This window comes from Microbacterium sp. Cr-K32 (assembly GCF_000708345.1).
Classification (GTDB): Bacteria; Actinomycetota; Actinomycetes; order Actinomycetales; family Microbacteriaceae; genus Microbacterium; species Microbacterium maritypicum_A.
This window is the reverse complement of sequence record NZ_JARD01000022.1, coordinates 69826-90169: the sequence shown is the minus strand read 5'-3', so window position 1 is coordinate 90169 and position 20344 is coordinate 69826. Positions and strand designations below refer to the sequence as shown.

At 70.7% G+C, this 20344-nt stretch carries 18 protein-coding genes; 9 read left to right on the top strand and 9 right to left on the bottom strand.

The genetic code is table 11. The features are described from left to right. Positions 1 to 26: 26 nt before the first annotated feature. Genes GZ64_RS0111250 through GZ64_RS0111240 form a run of 3 tightly spaced genes read right to left on the bottom strand, consistent with a single transcriptional unit; the run spans position 27 to position 2469 of the window. Positions 27 to 977 carry a CPBP family intramembrane glutamic endopeptidase gene (locus GZ64_RS0111250; protein ID WP_029266631.1) on the bottom strand — a complete coding sequence of 317 codons (951 nt, stop codon included), beginning with the start codon at positions 975 to 977 and terminating at the stop codon, positions 27 to 29. Next, entirely contained in the window at positions 974 to 2044 is a 1071-nt protein-coding gene (locus GZ64_RS0111245; RefSeq protein WP_029266629.1) for a DUF1648 domain-containing protein, read from the bottom strand. The genes GZ64_RS0111250 and GZ64_RS0111245 overlap by 4 nt, the downstream gene beginning before the upstream one ends. After that, on the bottom strand, positions 2041 to 2469 hold the full coding sequence (locus GZ64_RS0111240; protein ID WP_231479877.1) for a GntR family transcriptional regulator: 429 nt from the start codon (positions 2467 to 2469) through the stop codon (positions 2041 to 2043). Before GZ64_RS0111240 ends, GZ64_RS0111245 begins: the two co-directional genes overlap by 4 nt. Before the next feature lie 108 nt (positions 2470 to 2577). On the opposite strand from GZ64_RS0111240, the gene GZ64_RS0111235 reads away from it, so the two are divergent. Further along, entirely contained in the window at positions 2578 to 3048 is a 471-nt protein-coding gene (locus GZ64_RS0111235) for a PaaI family thioesterase (RefSeq protein ID WP_029266625.1), read from the top strand. Here the strand turns inward: GZ64_RS0111235 and GZ64_RS0111230 are convergent. Beyond that, entirely contained in the window at positions 3029 to 4033 is a 1005-nt protein-coding gene (locus GZ64_RS0111230; RefSeq protein ID WP_029266623.1) for a LacI family DNA-binding transcriptional regulator, read from the bottom strand. The genes GZ64_RS0111235 and GZ64_RS0111230 overlap by 20 nt on opposite strands. A gap of 104 nt (positions 4034 to 4137) precedes the next feature. On the opposite strand from GZ64_RS0111230, the gene GZ64_RS0111225 reads away from it, so the two are divergent. From GZ64_RS0111225 to GZ64_RS0111205, 5 genes are read left to right on the top strand one after another with little or no spacing between them, the layout of a single operon-like run. Beyond that, on the top strand, positions 4138 to 5148 hold the full coding sequence (locus GZ64_RS0111225; RefSeq protein ID WP_029266621.1) for an alpha/beta hydrolase: 1011 nt from the start codon (positions 4138 to 4140) through the stop codon (positions 5146 to 5148). Further along, the gene (locus GZ64_RS19110) at positions 5145 to 6161 is read left to right on the top strand and encodes an alpha/beta hydrolase fold domain-containing protein (RefSeq protein WP_051667990.1); all 1017 of its coding nucleotides are present in this window, start codon (positions 5145 to 5147) and stop codon (positions 6159 to 6161) included. Before GZ64_RS0111225 ends, GZ64_RS19110 begins: the two co-directional genes overlap by 4 nt. Positions 6162 to 6196: 35 nt before the next feature. Next, the gene (locus tag GZ64_RS0111215; RefSeq protein WP_029266617.1) at positions 6197 to 7495 is read left to right on the top strand and encodes an MFS transporter; all 1299 of its coding nucleotides are present in this window, start codon (positions 6197 to 6199) and stop codon (positions 7493 to 7495) included. Then, positions 7492 to 9195: a CocE/NonD family hydrolase gene (locus GZ64_RS0111210; protein ID WP_051667988.1), complete on the top strand. Its 1704-nt coding sequence runs from the start codon at positions 7492 to 7494 to the stop codon at positions 9193 to 9195. Before GZ64_RS0111215 ends, GZ64_RS0111210 begins: the two co-directional genes overlap by 4 nt. A gap of 4 nt (positions 9196 to 9199) precedes the next feature. Next, positions 9200 to 10429, top strand: a complete 1230-nt coding sequence (locus GZ64_RS0111205; protein ID WP_029266614.1) for an APC family permease — start codon at positions 9200 to 9202, stop codon at positions 10427 to 10429. Between the two features lie 79 nt (positions 10430 to 10508). Here the strand turns inward: GZ64_RS0111205 and GZ64_RS0111200 are convergent, their stop codons facing one another. Then, positions 10509 to 11300, bottom strand: a complete 792-nt coding sequence (locus GZ64_RS0111200; RefSeq protein ID WP_029266611.1) for a helix-turn-helix domain-containing protein — start codon at positions 11298 to 11300, stop codon at positions 10509 to 10511. Positions 11301 to 11387: 87 nt separating this feature from the next. Between GZ64_RS0111200 and GZ64_RS0111195 the strand changes: the two genes are divergently transcribed. Beyond that, positions 11388 to 11954, top strand: coding sequence for a VOC family protein (locus GZ64_RS0111195; protein WP_029266609.1), 567 nt, complete (start codon positions 11388 to 11390; stop codon positions 11952 to 11954). Here GZ64_RS0111195 and GZ64_RS0111190 read toward each other — a convergent pair. The 4 genes from GZ64_RS0111190 to nhaA all read right to left on the bottom strand — a co-directional run bounded on the left by GZ64_RS0111190 (position 11923) and on the right by nhaA (position 16025). Next, complete coding sequence (locus GZ64_RS0111190; RefSeq protein WP_029266607.1) at positions 11923 to 12729, bottom strand: SGNH/GDSL hydrolase family protein; 807 nt, start codon at positions 12727 to 12729, stop codon at positions 11923 to 11925. The genes GZ64_RS0111195 and GZ64_RS0111190 overlap by 32 nt on opposite strands. 64 nt (positions 12730 to 12793) lie before the next feature. Then, the gene (gene hisS / locus GZ64_RS0111185) at positions 12794 to 14044 is read right to left on the bottom strand and encodes a histidine--tRNA ligase (protein WP_029266605.1); all 1251 of its coding nucleotides are present in this window, start codon (positions 14042 to 14044) and stop codon (positions 12794 to 12796) included. A gap of 69 nt (positions 14045 to 14113) precedes the next feature. Beyond that, positions 14114 to 14719, bottom strand: coding sequence for a MazG family protein (locus tag GZ64_RS0111180; protein ID WP_208323757.1), 606 nt, complete (start codon positions 14717 to 14719; stop codon positions 14114 to 14116). 136 nt (positions 14720 to 14855) lie between these two features. Further along, positions 14856 to 16025, bottom strand: a complete 1170-nt coding sequence (gene nhaA / locus GZ64_RS0111175) for a Na+/H+ antiporter NhaA (protein WP_029260412.1) — start codon at positions 16023 to 16025, stop codon at positions 14856 to 14858. Positions 16026 to 16135: 110 nt separating this feature from the next. Between nhaA and GZ64_RS0111170 the strand changes: the two genes are divergently transcribed. Beyond that, positions 16136 to 18832: a phosphoenolpyruvate carboxylase gene (locus GZ64_RS0111170; RefSeq protein ID WP_029266603.1), complete on the top strand. Its 2697-nt coding sequence runs from the start codon at positions 16136 to 16138 to the stop codon at positions 18830 to 18832. Positions 18833 to 18964: 132 nt separating this feature from the next. Further along, a complete protein-coding gene (gene gdhA / locus GZ64_RS0111165; RefSeq protein WP_021199508.1) occupies positions 18965 to 20335 on the top strand; it encodes an NADP-specific glutamate dehydrogenase in 1371 nt (456 codons plus the stop codon). Positions 20336 to 20344: the final 9 nt, after the last annotated feature.

Below are 20344 nucleotides of genomic sequence, written 5' to 3'. Positions count from 1 at the left end.
CAGCCAACCCCCGGCGCCGCCCTCCGTCAAGGCCGCGGTGCCGAGAGCAGCCGCCCCGACGCGTCGGCGAGCTCGGGCTGGGCACGGAACTGTCCCGTCAGCTGCAGCACCACCGCGACGAGCGCGAGGACGACCCAGGTCGCGACGCCGAGTGGTCCCGCCAACGCCAGATCGGGCTGCGTCGCGGCGACGATGAGGATGAGCCCCGCCGCGGCGTTCAGAGATCCGTGCGCAATGACCGCCGGCCACACCGATGCGGACCGCAGCCGCAGCCAGCCGAGCAGGACGCCCCAGGCCACGCATCCACCGATCATGAACAGGATGCCCGTGATGTCGGTGCGCCCGAAGTTGTAGCCGAGCAGGATGATCGGGCTGTGCCACACGCCCCAGATCACGCCGCTGAGGATCAGGGCCGGCCACGTGCCGAGCGGGCGCAGCGCCGGAAGCAGCCACCCCCGCCAGCCGAGCTCCTCGCCGAACGCGAAGAGGCTGTTGAACAGCGCGCCGACGGGGATCATCGCGAGCTGCGCGAACACGACGACCTGGACAGGAGGCAGTGGCGTTCCGGCCGGCGCTGCCTTCTCGAGCTCGGCTGCGAGAGCCGAGAACGTCAGGTCGAGCTGCACGAAACCGAGCGCGGCGGAGAGCAGGACGCCCAGGCCCACCAGCAGCGGCGGAACGAGCCACCCCGCGACCATGAGCCAGATCACGCGCTTCGCGGGGCGCAGCGGCCACAGTCCGAGGAAGCGGGCGCGCTGCCCGGGTGCGGGGACGCGCATCGCGAAAGTGACGATGAGAGCCGCCACCGCAGGCGTGAACATCATCACCGGCAGCAGGAACACCGAGCTCGGCTCGGCGAGCCCGTCGCCCAGCCACAGGGGCAGGGCGACCAGCCAGGAGAGGACGAAGGAGACCGCCACGAAGACGATCACCGCGGTCCACGGCACACGGCGCGGGTTCAGGGTCTGGTCGTTCATGAGGTCTCCTTTCCGGAGTCCGTCGATCGATCGGTCGAGGGGATGGCCACGGTCCGCGCGCGGTCGACATAGGCCTGGAGCAGCGCCGCGGCTTCTTCCGCGCCGTCGATGGTGACGATGAAGGGTCGCCGGCCCCGTCGGGAGACCTCGATCGCAGATCCGCGGCGCATGACGATCCCGGTGCGCCCGTCGACGGCGATGCGCCATCCCCAGCCGCCGAACTCGCCGAACGGGGAGATGTCGACAGCGCGCGCCGCCTCGACCTCGTCGAGCGGGACACGGATGCGCGGCCAGCCCAGCAGGGCACGAGCGGAGAAGCCCTCCGGTGTGACCGTGACGCGGAACGAGGCGGTCGCCGCGAGGGCGAAGCCCACGACGACCACCACCAGCGCGACGATCCAGCCACCCTCGACGCCGGTGCCGAGCATGTACGCGGCGAGCGCGACGAGACCGAGGAGCACGAACAGCAGGAAGGCGAGCGCGCCGCGCGGCATCGTCGTCGTGGCGACCCACACGACGCGTTCGCCCTTCGCGACGTGCACCGAGTAGCGGGGTTCGAGCGTGCGCCCCTGCTCCGGCCGCACGCGCGGCTGCACGGCCCAGGCCATGCCGCCGACCAGAAGGAGTGCGGCGAACGCGAGTGCCATGGTGCCCCCGATGCCGGGCGATTCCGCGGGGTCGGCGAGCTCACGCTGGATCGCGAGGGATCCGAGGCTCATCACGGCCGCGAAGGCGGACATCCCCGCGGAGAGTGCGCCCATCAGCCGCGCCGCCCCACCCCAGTGCGCACCGACGGACGCGAGGGTGACGATCGCCATCAGCGCCGGCAAGCCGAGCCCGACCCCGACGAGGATCCAGAGATACACGGACGGCGGGCCGAACCGGTCGGCGCCGCTCACACCCCAATGGGTCGCCACCTGTGGCGGCAGCGTGGGCAGCCAGGCGAGCAGGATCACGACGGCGACGGCGGTGATCACGATCGGCAGGATCACCGCGACGACGAAGAAGGTCAGCCGAGCGCGTCGCAGCAGCGCAGGCGGCGTGCGGGTGAGGTCGTGGATGGTCATGGCGAGTCCTCCTCGCGGCTGTCGGGGCGGTCGGGATCGGAACGGGGGAGATCAGAACGGTCGAGATCGGATCGGGCGTCACGGTGCGCATGAACGATGCCGGCGAGCGTGTCGGCGGAGACGCCGAGGGCTGCGGCACGGCGCACCAGCTCGTCGATGTCGTGAGCGAGTTCGGTGAGGGGTGCCGCCGAGGCCGCGATGACCGCTCCCCTCCCGCGACGCAGATCGACCAACCCCTCATCGCGCAGCCGCTGGTAGGCGTGCAGGACGGTGTGCTGGTTGATGTCGAGCGCTTCGGCGACGTCGCGGGCCGCGGGAAGGCGATCGCCGGGCGCGAGGACCCCGGTGAGGATGTCGGAGCGGATGGAGGCCGCCACCTGGTCGTAGAGCGCGCGGGGGCTGTCGGGATCGACGCGGATGAGCATCCGACCCTCCTCTCCTATAATCGCTACTTATTCTATGCGAACTATAACAACTGTGCCAACCCTCCAGACGTCTTCGTCGCTCCGCCCTGGTGCCCCACACTGGCCTTCATGCGCATCACTCCCCGCCGTCTCGCGATCGGCATGAGCCTGTGGATCCCCAACCTCTTCAGCGGCATCCGCATCCGCCGCTTCAGCGAGGATTGGACGCACGCGACCGTCGAGCTGCACGTCAACGTCTTCACCCGCAACTACGTCAAGACCGCGTTCGGCGGCTCGATGTCGGCGATGACTGACCCGTACTTCTTCATGCTGGTCATGCACCAGCTCGGACGCGACCACCTCGTGTGGGACACCCGCGGCGAGATCGAGTTCCTCAAGCCCGGCCGAGGCGTGCTCACCGCCGAATTCGAGGTGTCGAAGGAGAAGGCGGAGGAGATCCGCGAGCGTGCACGCGGCGGAGCCAAGGTGCTCGAGTGGTTCGAGACCGTCATCACCGACCGTGAGGGCGACGTCGTCGCGAAGGTGCGCCGCGAGGTCTACATCCGGGAGAAGAAGCGCGTCACCGCGTCGCGGGGCTGATCCCGCCGGCGAGCGTCGACGCCCTCGCGATCAGGGTGGGGGCGAGGCGCACGGTGTCGTGCGCGGTCGATGCGCCCGACACCAGTCCGAGGACGAGCTCCAGAGCCGTGCGACCGCTCTCCTCGAACGGCTGCCGCACGGTCGTGAGGTCGAGCGCCGCAGCGACCTCGCCGTCGTCGTAGCCGACGACAGCGAGCGGAGCGGTGTCGGGGTCCGCGCGCAACGCCGACAGCACCGCGGCGGCGAACTGGTCGTGGTTCGCGACGATCGCCGTCGCACCCGCGGCGCGGGCCGCAGCGATCACCCGGCCGTCGACCGCGGAGGGATCGGCGACCGCCAGGTCGGTCATCGCCAGGTGCTGCGTGAGCCCTTCGATACGGAGCATTCCGGCCGACACGTAGGCCGGCGAGCGCTGCGGCTCGTGCACGAACAGGACACGGCGATGTCCGAGGCCGGCGAGGTGTCGGCCGATCTGCGCACCGCCGTCACGGTCGTCGACGAGGACGACCGGGCCTCCCACGTCCGACCGCGTCGGCACCACGTCGACGTGGACCACCGGGATGCGCGCGGCCCTGCTCGCCCGTCGTGCCGCGCCGCCGAGCGGAACCCCCATCACCACGAGGCCGGTGGCGTCCGTGCGCGTGGGCAGCACGTCGAGCAGCGGCTCATCGGCGGCCGCCGCCGAATCGAGGTCGTAGGGGATGATGTCGACCGCCGCATCCCTGGCCCTGCGGAGCATCCCGGACAGGCGACGCAGGTACGAGGGGTAGGTCGTGAACGGTGCAGCGACCGCGATGCGCGCGGCCCCCACGCGCCGCCCCTGCGTCATCCGATACCCGAGCGCGGTGGCCGCGGCGACGATGCGTTCGCGGGTCTCGGGTCGCACCCTGTGCGGCGCACTCACCGCCAGCGACACGGTGGAGATGCTCACTTCCGCGCGCTCCGCGACGTCGTAGATGGTGACCCGTCCCGGTCGTGCGCGCATGCTCGGACCTCCCTTCTTCATCGAAGTTCTTCGATTGCTCAGACTAGGTCGGAACCCGCCCCGGTCGGAACCCACCGGTGCGGAACCGTCGAAGGAGATGCCCGATGCCGACACCCCGGTCCCGATTCCGGCGCCCGACCCTCGACAGCGCCGTGGCGGCGTGGGAGGAGCGGGTCGCGCCTCTGCTCGAGGAGGAACCCGCAGACCCCGCAGGACGACGCCGGGTCGCTGCCAGGAACGACGACACCGTGAGCGCCGCGCTCGGGATCACGCCGCTCCCCACCGCCGCCGAGGAGCACATCGTTCCGGTCGACGGGCACCCCGACGTACGCGTGCGCGTCTACTGGCCCGGCGAGGAGCGCACGCCACCCGACTCGGGCCTCCCCGCGCTGGTGTACTTCTACGGCGGCGGATTCACGATCGCCGGGATCGACTGGGTCTCGTGGGACGCGCGGTTCCGAGCCCGAGCACGCGATGCGGGGATCGTGATCGTCGCCGCCGACTACGCCCACGCCCCGGAGCAGCAGTTCCCGACCCAACCGGAGCAGTGCTGGGCGGCTTTCGAGTGGACGCACACCCACGCGACGGAGCTGGGGGCATCGCCGGACCGCCTCGCCGTGGGCGGGGCCTCATCGGGAGGCGACCTCGCCGCAGCCGTGACGCTGATGAACCGCGATCGCTCGGCGCATCCGATCGCCCTGCAGCTGCTGGAGAACCCCGCACTCGATCTGACCATGGGTCATGCCGACATGGCCGGCATCGATGCGCGGATGCCGGGAGTCATCGTGCGCGCGGTCGGCCGCACCCTGGTCCGGCAGTATGTCGGCGAGGATGCCGCGGCCGCTCGCCTCCCGTATGCGTCCCCGTTGCGGGCCGCATCGCACGAGGGGCTTCCTCCCGCCGTGATCCTCACCTCCGAGCTCGACCCCCTGCGCGGCGACGGAGAAGCCTATGCCCGAGCGCTCTCCACCTCCGGGGTCCCGGTGACCGCGATGCGCTTCATCGGGCAGACGCACGGCTCGCTCGGTTCGACTGGATTCGTGCCCGCAGCGGATGCCGCGCATCGCCTGGTCGTCTCCGAGCTGCGCACCCTCCATGGAAGGACGCCGTCATGAGCGACCAGGAGCAGCACGAGTCGCCGCTGAGTCCGGCGATCCTGGAGTGGATCCAGCGCATCCGCGAGCTCTCCGCGACCCTCCCCGAGCTGGAGTCGCCCGCCATGGGTGCGCGTCGCCGGGCGCAGCGGGAGCTGAGCGACCTCCTGGCCTCCGAGTTCACCGCGCCGGTCCCCTCGGGCGTGGAGATCGACGATCTGACGGTGGCGGGAGGGGAAGGTCCGCTGCGCGCCCGACGGTTCCGCACCGCAGCTGCGCCGGGCGCCCTCCCCACGATGCTGTGGCTGCACGGCGGCGGTTGGACCGGCGGCACGATCGACGAGTCGCTCAACGATCGGCTCTGTGCGGATCGCGCACTGCGCTCCGGCGTCCAGATCATGTCGCTCGAGTACCGGCTGGCACCCGAGCACCCGTTCCCCGCTCCGGTCGACGACGCCGTCGCGGCCCTAGCGGATCTGCGCGAACGTGCCGACGAGCTCGCGATCGATGCGGATCGGCTGGGCGTGGGCGGCAACTCCGCCGGCGCGACCATCGCGGCCTCCGCCGCGCTGCGCGAGCGCGACGCCGGAACATCTCTGCACCACCAGGCGCTCGAAGTGCTTCCGGCCGCGCTGCGCCTCGTCGACGCATCGATGCCCCGCCGCCTCGCCGCCGCGGACTGGGAGGCGGCCATTCACCTCGCCGAGGTCTATCGCGCCGGCGCTCCCCTCGCCGACGCTTCTCCGCTGGACGCGCCGGACCACCGCGACCTCGCTCCCGCCCTGATCCTCGCGGCCGAATTCGATCCCCTCCTGGACGGCGCGACGGCGTACGCCGACGCGCTACACGAGGCCGGAGTCCCCGTGGTCCTGCGCATCGGCGCCGGCCACGACCATGCCTCCCCCGGCCTGACCGGTCGGTGGGAGGGGGCACGCCAGTGGCGCGACGTCTTCGTCCGGGAACTCGCCGATGCCTACCGCTCCGCCGGCCACTCCCCCGCGGATGCAGTGACGACCACGGGAGCGCACCTGTGACCCTTCCCCACCCCGACCGAGATCCGGAGACGATGATGTCCACCCACGCAGTCGATCCTGTCTTCCCCGCAGACCCCGCTCCGCCACTCACCACCGACGCGATCCCCGGTCAGCGCCAGACACGCTGGTTCTGGATCGCCTTCGTGCTCGCGTGGCTCGGATCCGGCATCGCCCAGGGCGTCGCCAGCGTCGCGATCCCCCAGCTCCTCAAGGAGTGGGACCCCGACCAGGCGACGGGCGACCTCAGCATCATCCTCACGCTCGGCGGCGCCGCCATCCTCATCACGACGCCGATCTTCGGTCGCCTGAGCGATCGATCGATGTCCCGCCTCGGCATCCGCCGCCCCTGGATCCTCTCCGGCTCGCTGATCGCCCTGGCCGGGTACGTCGTGCAGGCGACCGCCCCCTCCCTCCTCGTGCTCGGAGCCGGCACCATCCTGGTCCTGGTCGGCTGGGGCGCCGTGTCGATGACGGTCCACACGCTGTTCGCCGACCAGATCCGCCGCAGCATCCGCGCCATCATGTCGGCCGTCACGGGGGCCGCCACCGCGATCGGGATCCTCGGCGGAGTCTCGCTTGCCGGAGTGGTCGCCCCGATCGGCCAGGTCGGCATGTTCCTGATCCCCGGCGGGTTCTCCGTGCTCCTGGCACTGATGCTGTTCTTCACGCTGAAGGACATCCGTCGCCGGCAGCCCGCCGACCCGATGGACTGGAACGCCGTTCTGGCGACGTTCTGGCTGAGCCCGCGCCGCTACCCCGACTTCGCCTGGGCCTGGCTGTGCCGCTTCTTCATGACCGCATCGATCGTGTCGGTCACGAGTTACCTCTACCTGACGATCTCGGGCCGTTTCGGCATCGACGACCCGACGGAGATCGCCGCGGTGCAGACGCAGGCCACGGCGGCCTTCACGCTCATGAACCTGGTGATGGCATTCGTGTTCGGGGTGATCTCCGATCGCACGGGCCGCCGCAAGCCGAGCGTCGTCATCGGCGCACTCGCCAGCGCGGGAGGCCTGATACTGGCGATCTCCTTCGGTGACATCGCGTTCTTCCTCGTCGGGATCGCGGTCGTCGGGGCCGGTCAAGGCGCCTACATCGCGGCCGATGTCGCCCTGATGACGGAGTGCCTCCCCTCCGTGGATGACGCCGGCAAGGATCTCGGCATCGTGGCCCTCGCCTATCTGCTGCCGGGCATCCTCGTGCCCGTTTTCGGATTCTTCGCCACCCGCATAGGCTCGCCGACAGGTGAGAACTTCGCGGCCCTCTACATCGGCGCGGTCGTGATGGCCGTGATCGCCGCATTCGCGGTCACCAGAGTGAAGGGCGTGCGATGACCGATGCTCCCCGTCTCGGCGGCACAGCCCGCCGTGAGTACCGACGCCTCTCCCGATCCGTCGACATGCCCCCACAGACGCATCGGAAGGTCACGCGCACGGCCGACATCCCGGTCTCGGCGGACGACGGAGCCGCACTCCTCACCGACCACTGGCATGCGGAGGGATCCGACGGGCACACCGTGCTGATCCGCACCCCGTACGGGCGTGACGGCATCGCCGGGGTGGCCCTGTTCCTCGCCGAACGCGGGCACCATGTCGTGGTGCAGAGCTGCCGGGGCACATTCGGGTCGGGAGGAGTGTTCGACCCGCTGCACGACGAGGTCTCCGACGGACAGGCGACGATGCGGTGGTTGCGCGCGCAGCCGTGGGCGACAGGACGCGTGCACTCCTGGGGCGGAAGCTACTTCGGCGTGACCCAGTGGGCCTACTGCGACGGCGACGTGCGTCCGGACGCCCTGGGCATCGCGATCTCGGCACGGCGGTTCGACGACGCGATCCTCTACCCGGGCGGCGGATTCTCGATCGACACGCCGCTCACGTGGGCGTACGCGCTGGACATCCAGGAGCGGTCGCTGCCGTCGAAGGCGTGGGCACTGCTGCGCGCCCGCCGCGCCTTCCGTCGGGGTGCGCTCGCGATCCCGCCTGCAGACGCGGTGCGCGTGGCACGTGGCGCGGACCCGCAGTTCTTCCGCGACTGGGTCGAGCACAGCGACGAAGGCGACCCCTGGTGGGAGCCGATGCACTTCGCACAGGACATCGAGAGCATCCCGCCGGTCACTCTCGTGGCCGGATGGCAGGACCTGTTCCTGGTCGGTCAGCTGGCGGACTACGCCGCACTCCGCGATGCGGGGCGCCCGGTGCGCCTCATCATCGGCGACTGGGTGCACGGTGCCCCCGAGATCACGGTGATCGGCGCCCGCGAGGTACTGCGCTCCTTCCGCGCGGACGCCGCCGCGGAGGGCGTACGCCTCGACGTGACCGGAGGAGGTGGCCCGCGGGAGCTGGAGATCTGGCCCCCGCCGCATTCGGCGATGTCGATGGCCCTCACCGCCGACGGACGACTCGACCGAAGCGGTGTCGAGCACCCCACCGCCGAGCTGACATACCGCTACGACCCGGCGGACCCGACGCCGGACGGGGGCGGACGCACGCTCAATCCCTTCTCCGCAGGGCGACGCAGACAAAGCACCCGCGAACGCCGGGACGATGTCCTCGTGTTCACCGGTGATCCGCTTCCGGAAGACCTGATCGTCATCGGAGTGCCCGAGATCGCCCTGCGTCTCGCATCGTCGAATCCTCGAGCCGACCTGTTCGTGCGTCTCTGCGAGGTCGACTCCAGGGGCGTCTCCCGAGCGGTCACCGACGGGTATCGACGTCTCTCGCCCGACGAAACCGGCACCGACGACACCGGCACCGACGACACCGGCCGTATCCGGCTCGAACTCGCGCCCCTTGCCCACCGCTTCGCCGCAGGGTCGCGTCTGCGCGTGCAGGTGTCGTCCGGCGCCCACCCGCTGCATCTGCGCAACTCCGGCACCGATGATCCGGTGCGCGATCACTCGCGCCTGATCGCCAGCGAGCAGACCGTGCGTGTGGGAGGCTCCGATCCCGCCACCCTCACCCTGCCCGCCGCAGTGACGGCTGGGGCGCACGCGGGGGCGGCGTCACCCGCCGTTCACCGCCGCGTGCCACGATGACGGGATGCCCCTCGCCCGTCGCCTGACACTCGCGGATGCCGTCGCCATCGGCCTCGGATCGATGATCGGCGCCGGCGTCTTCGCGGTGTGGGCACCCGCGATCGGGGTCGCCGGGAGCGGGATCCTCATCGCCCTCGCGATCGCCGCCGTCGTCGCGTACTGCAACGCCACCTCGTCGGCGCAGCTCGCCGCCGCCCACCCCGTCGCCGGCGGCACGTATGCCTATGCCCGCGCCGAGATCGGCCCCTGGTGGGGCTTCATCGCGGGGTGGAGCTTCGTGATCGGCAAGATCGCGAGCTGCGCAGCCATGGCCATGACGTTCGCCGCCTATGCAGCCCCCGCCGGCTGGCAGGTGCCCGTCGCCGTCTCGGCCGTCGTGCTTCTCGCCGTCGTGAACTGCTTCGGTGTGACCCGCACAGCACTGGTCACCCGCATCCTCGTGGTGTGCTCGCTGCTCGGGCTCGCGGTCGCGGTCGGATTCGGTATAGCAGCTGCCCCGACGGCCGCTCCTCCTCCGCTGCCCGAGGCGACGGTCTACGGGGTGCTCCAGGGAGCCGGGCTGCTGTTCTTCGCGTTCGCCGGATACGCGCGCATCGCGACGATGGGCGAAGAGGTCGTCGACCCCGCCCGCACGATCCCCCGTGCGATCGTGTTCGCCCTGGGCGGCGCCGTCGTCGTGTACGCACTGGTCGGGTCGGTCGTCGTGCTCGTGCTCGGTGCCGAAGCGATCGGGGCGACGGCGCCGCTGGTCGATCTGCTCGCCGCAGCCGGTGCATCGGTGTGGATTCCGGTGCTCCGCGTGGCCGCGGCTGCCGCCTCGCTCGGCGCGCTCCTGGCGCTGCTGACCGGAATCGGCCGCACGACCCTGGCGATGGCCCGCGAGGGCGATGTTCCGCGGTTCCTCGCGAAGATCGACCGGAACCACCAGGTTCCGCAGCGTGCCGAGATCACCATCGCCCTCATCGTGATCGCCATCGTGCTCGTCGCCGACCTGCGCGGTGCCATCGGCTTCTCCTCCTTCGGTGTCCTCCTCTACTACCTCATCGCGAACGCCGCGGCCTTCCGGCAGCGCGGGCGTGCGCGACGCTACCCGCGAGCGCTGCAGGTTCTCGGTGCCCTCGGATGTCTGGTCCTGGTGAACACCCTGCCCGTGTTCGCGTCGATCATCGGCACCGCCGTCGTGCTGCTCGGCATCGGATACCGCCTGCTGCGTCTGCGGCTCACACGGGCCTGAACTCCTCGGGCGCTGAGCTCCTCGGGGTTGAGCCCTCGGGGTCGAGCTCTCGCGACTCCGGGGCTCCGCCTGTCCGATCTCAGCCGCGCGTCTCGGAACGGTACACCCGCGGCGCGATGCCGAGCACAGCCTGGAAGTCCCGCGTGAGATGCGCATGATCGGCGTACCCGAGTTCTGCGGCGATCGAAGCCAGGTCGACTCCCGGCTCGTCGCGTACCCGCTGCGCCGCCTCCTGCAGGCGCCGACGCCGGATCATCGCGGCCGGCGAGAGCCCGACGTGGCGGTGCGTCATGCGCTGCAGGGTCCGCACCGAGACCGCCAGGCGTGTGGCGGCCTCCTCTGTGGTGAGGGCGGCCCCGTCTCCCATCAGCACCTCCATGGCGGCATTGGCCTGGCGTGCAGGTTCGCCAACCGGTCCCACACGCTTCTCGAGCCACCGGGAGACAGCCTCGACCGCCCGTTCCCGGCGCCCTTCACCCGCCTCCATCGCGTCGGCCACGGCACGGCGGAGGTCGGCGACGACCTCTCCCGCGTCGAGCACCCGCTCCGCGTCGACCAGGGATGACGGATCGTCGATCAGCGCGACGACTGCTGCCGGTCGCAGAAGGGCACCGACAGCCCATCCGCTCCCCTGCAGATCGCGGTGGGACAGGCGGGTGGTCGCGCCCGACAGCGTCACGGCATCCGCATCGACGACGAGGTTGAGCGCCGGATAGGCGACCACCTCCTGCCGCGACGAGCGCCCGGGCTCGATGTCCCACTCCGGAATCCAGAACCACGCGACCAGATCCGCCACCGACGACGGTGCCGGCAACCGATGGAACTGCGGCAGACGTGCGGGATACAGCACACCGCGGCTCGGGTTCACCATAGCCCCAGCGTAGGCTCCGGACCCGACATCCGGATGCTGTCGCAGATCTTCAAGCCACCGCCATCCCGACCCGCCTAACGTGGCGGCATGAGCACTGACGACACCACGAACGACACCACCGCGAAGACCACCGCGAACGCCCCGACGACCGGGGCGAACGGGACATACACGACGAACGGGCGCCCGAACAGCGCCACCTCCCTCACGCCCTTCCTGGCGATCCCCGACGCGAAACAGGCGATCGAGTTCTACCGCGACGTCTTCGGCGCCCGCGTCATCGACGTCACGGAGTTCGGCGGGGTGGTCGCGCACGCCGACCTCGACTTCGGTCTCGGCCTGCTCCAGCTCGGAGAGCCGAACCCCGACTACCACCTCGTGCGCTCCCCCGACGGCGACGACGACTGCTACTCCATGGGTCTGTACGTCTCGGACGTCGATGCGGTCGTCGAGAAGGCCGTCGCCGCGGGAGCGGCCGTGCGTGAAGCGCCCGCGCCCTTCGTCTCGGGCGACCGGTTCGCCAGCATCCGCGATCCGTTCGGTGTGCGCTGGTCGGTCATGACCCGGGTCGAGGACATCTCCGACGAGGAGAGCAGCCGCCGGGTGGCCGAATGGGCAGCGTCGTTCAGCGCGGAGCCGACGGACGGCGCGAGCTGAGCGACCTCTCCGCCGCGCGATACACCGCCGGCAGCAGCGCCTCGGCTGTGCGGCGATACCCGAGCGCGCTCGGATGGAAGCGGTCGAGGCTGAACATCGCTTCGGGCTCGTCGAAGAACATCGATCCCACCGCGTGGCGCAGATCCACCGGCTCGGCGCCCGCCTGTCGGGCCGTCTCGTCCTGGATCTCAGCGAGACGGCGCGACAGGCTCGACGCGATCCGCCGGAGGGGCTGCGGCACGGCGCGCAACGCACCGAGGTCGGGGCAGGTGCCCACGACGACCTCGGCACCCATCTCGCGCAGCCGGCGGATCGTCTCGTGCAGATGCTGCGCGGACAGCCCCACCGGCAGCCGGTGGGTCACGTCGTTCCCTCCGACGACGATCACGGCCACGTGTGGGCGGTACTCGGCGGGCAGGGCGTCGAGCTGAGCGGGGAGATCGGGCGACTCCGCACCGACCGCTGCCGCCGTGCGCAGCCTCACGGGGCGGTGCATCCGGCGTCCTGTCGACTTCGCCAGACGCCCGCCGAGCGTCTCCTTGCGGTGCTCGGCTCCGAGACCCGCGGCGATCGAGTCGCCGAGCACCAGCAGGTCGAGGGGCGCTCCGTCGAGACCTCGACGCCAGAGGCGATCCGCATCGAGTGCTTCCTCCCCCAGCGGCTTCCCGATCCGCCGTCGCGCGAGCGCCGCCTGTCGGCCGAGCACGAGCCGGAAGCCGATGAGGAGCGCGACGAGTGTCGCCCCGGCCAGAACGGGGATGCGGAAGCGGCTCACGCCCTGATTCCATCCCGACACCGTGAACGCGGCGTGAACGGGATCCGGCGACGACCCCGGCTCGTCAGGAGAGCGGCTTGAGCTCCAGCTCGTCGGCACCGGTGGAGACGGTCGCGAAGGCGGTGTAGCCGTCGGCAGCCGATCGCTCCAGCAGCGCCTTGACGTTCTTGGTGCGTCGCTCGAGCCGCACCCTGGCCCCGCCGGCGATCAGTGCCGCCTTGTGCCGGACCAGCTCGTGCACCGGAACTTCGGCATCGTGGATGAGCACGACCGCCCGCGCCCCGGCATCGGCCTCATCGGCGATCAAGTCGACCAGGCGTTCGAATCCGAGCGAGAAGCCCACCGCCGGTACCTGCTGCCCGAGGAAGCGCCCGATCATGCCGTCGTACCGGCCGCCACCTCCGAGCGAGTACCCGACGGAGGGGTGCGCGAGCTCGAAGATCGTGCCCGTGTAGTACGCCATGCCACGCACGAGGAACGGATCGAAGACGAGCGGGATGTCGGACTGCCCGCGCCCCGCGGCCACGGCCTCGCCGATGCCGACCAGGTGCTCGATCAGCTCGGCCGGTGCCCCCTCGGGCAGCGCCTTGCGGATCTGCCGCTCGCCGAACGGGTGATACTCCATGGTCTGCGGACGTCGCAGGAAGGCGTCGAACGCGTCGGCGGCCGCAGTCGAGGCACTGCGCTCCCGCAGCTCGGTCGCCACCCCCTCGGGGCCGATCTTGTCGAGCTTGTCGATCGTGATGAGCACCCCTGGGCGCTCCTCCGCCGTGAACCCGAAGCTGTCGAGCATCCAATCCAGCACCCGGCGGTCGTTGATGCGCACGGTCGCGCCCTCGAGGCCCAGCGCGTCGACGGCGTCGAGCGAGGCGACCATCAGCTCGGCCTCGGCGCGCGAGGAGTCATCGCCCATGATGTCGATGTCGCACTGCACGAACTGACGGTAGCGGCCCTTCTGCGGACGCTCGGCGCGCCAGACCGGACCGATCTGGATCGAGCGGAACACGGTGGGGAGCTGACCACGGTTGCTCGCGTAGAAGCGCGCGAGCGGCACGGTCAGGTCGTACCGGAGGCCGAGATCGGAGAGCGCGGCCGGGTCGTCGGCGGCGGCGCGGATCGCATCGGCATCGAGACCACGGCGCAGGATGTTGTAGGAGAGCTTCTCGTTGTCGCCACCGATACCGGCATGCAGTCGCTCGTAGTCCTCGACGACGGGCGTCTCGATCTCGTCGAATCCGTGTGCGAGGTAGCGCTCGCGGATGACGGAGAGCACACGCTCACGGCGGGCCTTGTCGGCGGGGAGGATGTCGCGCATGCCGCGCGGCGGATTCACGGTAGCCACGGTTCCATCTTCCCAGGTCTGTCGGCGTCGTCGCGCCGGGCGTCAGGAGGCGGCTTCGGCCGCGCGCACGTCGTCTTCGAGCACCCGCAGCCGCTCGCGCAGCGCCCGCTCGGCATCCCAGCCCTCGGCGCGCGCCGTCGCGACGAGGGCGAGGAGCGCTTCGCCGAGCTCCGCTTCCGAGTCCGGCGAGACGGCGGCCGGTGTCGGGTCGATCGTCACGCCCGCACCGGCGGCGCGGCCCGCGAGCTTCTGTGCGAGCGCGAGCGCCGGCATCCCCCGCGGCACACCGTCGAGCACGCTGCGTCGCGTGCGCTTCTCGGCCGCCTTCGCCGCGTTCCAGTGCACCAGCACCTGTTCGGGGGTGTCGGCGACCTCCCCGGCGAACACGTGAGGATGGCGACGCACCATCTTCTCGGTGAGCGTGCGCGCCACATCGTCGATGTCGAACGGATCATCCGGGTCCTGAGCCGCGATGGCGGAGTGGAACAGCACCTGCCACAGCAGATCGCCCAGCTCCTCGCGAAGGTCGTCGCGACTGCCGGCCTCGACCGCGTCGATCACCTCGTGCGACTCCTCGATGAGGTACGGCACGAGGTCGCGGTGCGTGATCTGCTGCGACCACACGCAGCGGTCCCTGACCGCGTGCATGGTGTCGGCGGCCTGACGGAGCGGATCCTGTGCGTCGTCGACGCCGGCATCGGTCTCGGGCTGAGCGCTCACGCTTCCTCCTCGAATCGGTCGGGCGCGGAGAGGCCCCGAGTCGGACTTCCCGTCATGATGCCTCTCAGGATGCTGCGGATGCGACCCGACGGTACCAGCGGGCCCGCAGCGACACGATGATCCCGGAGAGCACGAGAGCGATCAGCGACCCCACGAGCACGCCGAGGATCGCCTGGTCCCTGATGCCGCCGTCGTCGGCGAAGGCGAGATTCGCCAGCAGCAGAGAGACCGTGAAGCCGATGCCGCCGAGGGCTCCCGCGGCGAGGATGTCGGCGAACGGCAGCGCCGGATCGGCGCCCTTCGGGCGGATGCGCATCGCCAGCCAGCCGAACAGCGAGATGCCGATGATCTTGCCCACGGGCAGGGCCACCACGATGGCCCAGAACGCCGGCGACAGCTGCGTGATCGACACGGCGGGGATCACGACGAACGCCGCGACGAACGCGAACAGCGGCAGGATCGCACCGTTCACGGTCGGTTCGAGCGCATGCCGGGTGCGACCGGCGGGAACGGGCGACATCACGAGGCCCAGCAGCACACCGGCGATCGTGGCATGGATGCCGGAGGAAGCGACCAGGCCCCAGGTGAGCACGCCGACCAGGACCATCGCCACCGCGATCAGCGGGTGCCCCTTGGCGTGCAGGAGCCGGCTCAGCGCCCAGAACACCGCGACGCCGACGATCGCGAGGCCGAACAGCAGCCACTGCACGTCGTCGGCGAACAGCACCGCGATGAAGATGATGCCGATGATGTCGTCGAGGATGGCCAGCGCGAGCAGGAAGACGCGCACCCGCGACGGCAGCCCCTTGCCGAACATCGCCAGCACCCCGAGGGCGAAGGCGATGTCGGTCGCCGTGGGGATGGGCCAGCCCGGCGCCGTGGTGCCGTCGCCGCCGGCGATCAGGAGGTAGACCGCGATCGGGACGAGCACGCCTCCGGTTGCCGCGATCGCGGGCTGCACGGCCTTGCGTGGGGAGTCGAGCTCGCCGTGGGTCAGTTCGTGACGCAGCTCGATGGCCACGACGAGGAAGAAGACGGCGAGAAGACCGTCGGACACCCAGTGCGCGATGGACAGGTCGAGAGCGGTGCCGGGGATCGCGATGTGGAAGTCGAGGAAGGCGGCGAGCGCGTCGTGCGTCGGGAGGTTCGCGAGGAGCAGCCCGAGCCCGGCCGCGACGAGGAGGAGGACGGCAGGGAACTGCTGTCCGCGGAGGGGATTCGCTGAGATGCGCATTCCCCCCATCGTAGGTCGCCGGGAAGCCCCGGGGCTTCTCTCGATCGCGTGCCCGGACGCAGTCCGTCATGCGTGCAGGACACCCCTTCCCCGAGGGATACTCTCGAAGGGTGACCCCCGCACACTCCTTCTCCGAGCCCACGAACACCGAGGCCATCCGCGTGATCGGCCGCTTCGAAGCCGGCCGCGGCATCCCGGATGCGATGCGCACAGACGTCAGGATGCTCGGGCAGCTGCTCGGGCAGGTGCTGCGCGAAGCCGGCGGCGAAGGCCTCTTCGAAGACGTCGAACGGCTGCGACTCGCGACGATCCAGGCCTACGACGAGGAGACCCCCGACGCGTTCGAGCGCGCGGCCGCGATCGCCGAGTCGTTCACGGTCGAGCGGGCCGACGAGGTCGCCCGCGCCTTCACCTGCTACTTCCACCTGGTCAACCTCGCCGAGGAGCACCAGCGTGTGCGCGTGCTGCGCGAGCGTGCCGGACAGCCGGGACGTGAGGACGCCGCCGACACCGTCGCGACCGCCTACGCCCGGCTGCGCACCGAGGTCGGCGATGACGAGGCGCGCCGCCGCCTGGAGGGCCTCCGCTTCCACCCGGTCTTCACCGCGCACCCGACCGAGGCCCGCCGCCGTGCGGTCTCGTCGAGCATCCGCCGCCTGTCGGAGCTGCTCACGCAGCACGACGCCGCGAGCGAGGGCGGATCGGAAGAGCACCGTGCCCGCCGACGGATGCTGGAGGAGATCGACACGCTCTGGCGCACCGCTCCGCTGCGTTCCCAGAAGCCGTCTCCGACAGACGAGGTCCGCACCGTGATGGGCGTTTTCGACGAAACGCTCTTCACGACGGTGCCTCATGTGTACCGTCGCATCGACGACGCGCTCCGGGGAGAGGACTCGGGTGCCAGCGCCCCCGTCGTCCCCGCCTTCGTGCGGATCGGCTCGTGGGTCGGCGGCGACCGCGACGGCAATCCCTTCGTCACGGCGTCCGTCACGCGCGAGGCCTCGCAGATCGCGGCGGACCACGTGTTGCGCGGGCTCGAGCGTGCGCTGGAGCGCATCGGCCGGACGCTCACGCTCGCCTCAGACGACACGCCGCCCAGCGCCGAGGTCACCGCACTCTGGGAGAGCTTCGCCGCTGCAGAGCCCGCGCTGGCAGCCGAGCTCGCCACCCGCTCTCCCGACGAGCCGCACCGCCGCGTGCTGCTGATCCTGGCGCGTCGCGTCGCCGCCACGCGCCGGGGTGACGACAGCGCCCAGGCGTACGCACGTCCCGAGGAGCTGCTGTCAGATCTGCGCGCCGTGCAGGCGTCGCTCGCCGATGCCGGCGCGAAGCGCCATGCGTTCGGCGGCGTGCAGCACCTGATCTGGCAGGTCGAGACCTACGGCTTCCACCTCACCGAGCTGGAGGTGCGTCAGCACTCCCAGGTGCACGCGAAGGCACTGGCAGAACTCGAGGCGGGAGAGGCCGTCAGCGCGCAGACCGAGGAGGTGCTGGAGGTGTTCCGCGCGATCGCGGATATCCAGCGCGACCGCGGGCTGCGCGCCGCCGGGCGCTACGTCGTCTCGTTCACCCAAGCCGCCTCTGACCTCGCCAATGTGCACCGCCTCGCCCACTACGCCCTCGGCGACGACGCTCCGGTGCTCGACGTGGTGCCGCTGTTCGAGACGTTCGCCGACCTGCAGGCGGCTCCCGGCATCCTCGAGGAAGCCGTGACGTTCCCGGAGTTCCGCGAGCGCATGGCCGCCACCGGCAACCGGCTCGAAGTCATGCTCGGCTACTCCGACTCGTCGAAGGACGTCGGCCCGGTGGCCGCGAACCTCGCCCTGTACGAGGCGCAGGAGAAGATCGCGCGGTGGGCCCGGGAGTCCGGCATCGAGCTGACCCTCTTCCACGGTCGTGGGGGTGCCCTCGGACGCGGCGGCGGCCCCGCCAACTCCGCGATCCTCGCGCAGCCGCCGCACTCGGTCGACGGCCGCTTCAAGCTCACCGAGCAGGGCGAGGTGATCTTCGCGCGCTACGGTGAGCCCGCGATCGCGATGCGTCACATCGACCAGGTCGCCGCGGCGACGCTGCTCGCCTCCTCCCCCACCGAGGAGGAGCGCACGAGCCGGGCGGCCGCGCGGTACGCCGAGGTCGCATCGATCATGGACGCCGCCTCCCGCGAGCGCTTCTTCTCCCTCGTGAAGGCGGAGGGTTTCGCTCCCTGGTTCGCCACCGTGACCCCGATGGAGGAGATCGGTCTGCTCGCGCTCGGCTCCCGCCCCGCCCGCCGCGGACTGTCGGTGGAGTCGCTGGAAGACCTGCGGGCGATCCCGTGGGTGTTCGCGTGGACGCAGGCGCGCATCAACCTGGCCGGATGGTTCGGCCTCGGCACCGCTCTGGACGCCGTCGGCGATGAGGCGCTGCTCGTCGAGGCGTACCGGGAGTGGCCACTGCTGCGCACCATGATCGACAACGTCGCGATGAGCCTCGCGAAGACCGACGAGCGCATCGCCCGCCAGTACCTCGCCCTCGGCGACCGCGACGACCTGGCGCGGCTCGTGCTCGATGAGCTCGCGACGACGCGGCGCTGGGTGATCCGTCTCACCGGCGGCGAAAGTCTGCTCGAGAACAAGCCCGTGCTGCAGCGCGCCGTGCAGCTGCGCAGTCCGTACGTCGACGCGCTCTCGCTCCTGCAGCTGCGTGCGCTGCGGGCCCTCCGCTCGGCCGCGGAGGATCCCACGGGCTCCGGCGCTGACGGAGAGCAGCAGCGACTGCTGCTGCTCTCCGTCAGCGGTGTGGCCGCCGGCCTGCAGAACACCGGGTGACCGACGTCGCCACCGAACCGGCGGGAACCCCCGCTTTCGGTGCCCACTAGAGTGAAATCTCTGCCGGATCCGGCACAGCCTCACGCGACACGATCGCCTGCACCACCATCCCCCACCAGAAAGCTCTTCCGCGTGACCGCTTCGTCTCCCGCCGACTTCCATCCGCTCGCCGCATCGGTGCAGCCCGTGTTCGACACGGTGCTCTCCCGCAGCCCGCACGAGCCGGAGTTCCACCAGGCCGTCCACGAGGTGCTGCACTCGATCGCCCCGGTCCTGGAACGCCACCCGGAGTACGTCGACGGCGGCATCCTCGAACGGCTCGTCGAGCCCGAGCGTCAGATCCTCTTCCGCGTGCCGTGGATCGACGACTCCGGAAAGCTGCAGGTCAACCGCGGCTACCGCATCCAGTTCTCCTCGGTGCTCGGCCCGTACAAGGGCGGACTGCGCTTCCACCCCTCGGTGAACCTGTCGATCATCAAGTTCCTCGGCTTCGAGCAGATCTTCAAGAACGCGCTCACCGGTCAGGGCATCGGCGGCGGCAAGGGCGGCTCCGACTTCGACCCGCACGGCAAGTCCGACGCCGAGGTCATGCGCTTCTGCCAGTCGTTCATGAACGAGCTGTACCGCCACCTCGGCGAGCACACCGATGTTCCTGCGGGCGACATCGGCGTCGGCGGCCGCGAGATCGGCTACCTGTTCGGCCAGTACCGCAAGGTCACCAACCGCCACGAGTCCGGCATGTTCACCGGCAAGGGCACGGGGTGGGGTGGTGCCGAAGTGCGCACCGAGGCCACCGGCTACGGCGCGGTCTTCTTCGCGCAGGAGATGCTCGCCGTGCACGACGACTCCCTGAGCGGCAAGCGTGTGGGCATCTCGGGATCCGGCAACGTCGCGATCTACGCGATCCAGAAGGCCACCCAGCTCGGCGCCACCGCGGTGACGGCTTCCGATTCCTCCGGCTACGTCGTCGACGATGCCGGCATCGACGTCGACCTGCTGCGCCAGATCAAGGAGGTCGAGCGCGCCCGCATCGTCGAGTACGCCCACCGCCGCCCGAGCGCCCGCTTCGTCGAGGGCGGCAGCGTGTGGGAGGTGCCGGTCGACATCGCCGTGCCGTCCGCCACGCAGAACGAGGTCTCCCTCGCCGACGCGGAGGCACTGATCGCCAACGGCGTGCGCGCCGTGTCGGAGGGCGCGAACATGCCCTGCGTGCCGGATGCCGTCGACGCCTTCCAGAAGGCCGGTGTGCTGTTCGCCCCCGGCAAGGCCGCGAACGCCGGTGGTGTCGCGACCTCGGCGCTCGAGATGAGCCAGAACGCCTCCCGTCAGCGCTGGAGCTTCGGCGACAGCGAGAACAAGCTGCGCGAGATCATGGGTGACATCCACGATGCCGCCTTCGACGCCGCGGAGCGTCATGGCGTCGCGGGCGACTACGTCGCCGGCGCCAACATCGCCGGCTTCGAACGCGTCGCCGCGGCGATGCTCGCCCAGGGCGTCATCTGATCCGTCCCT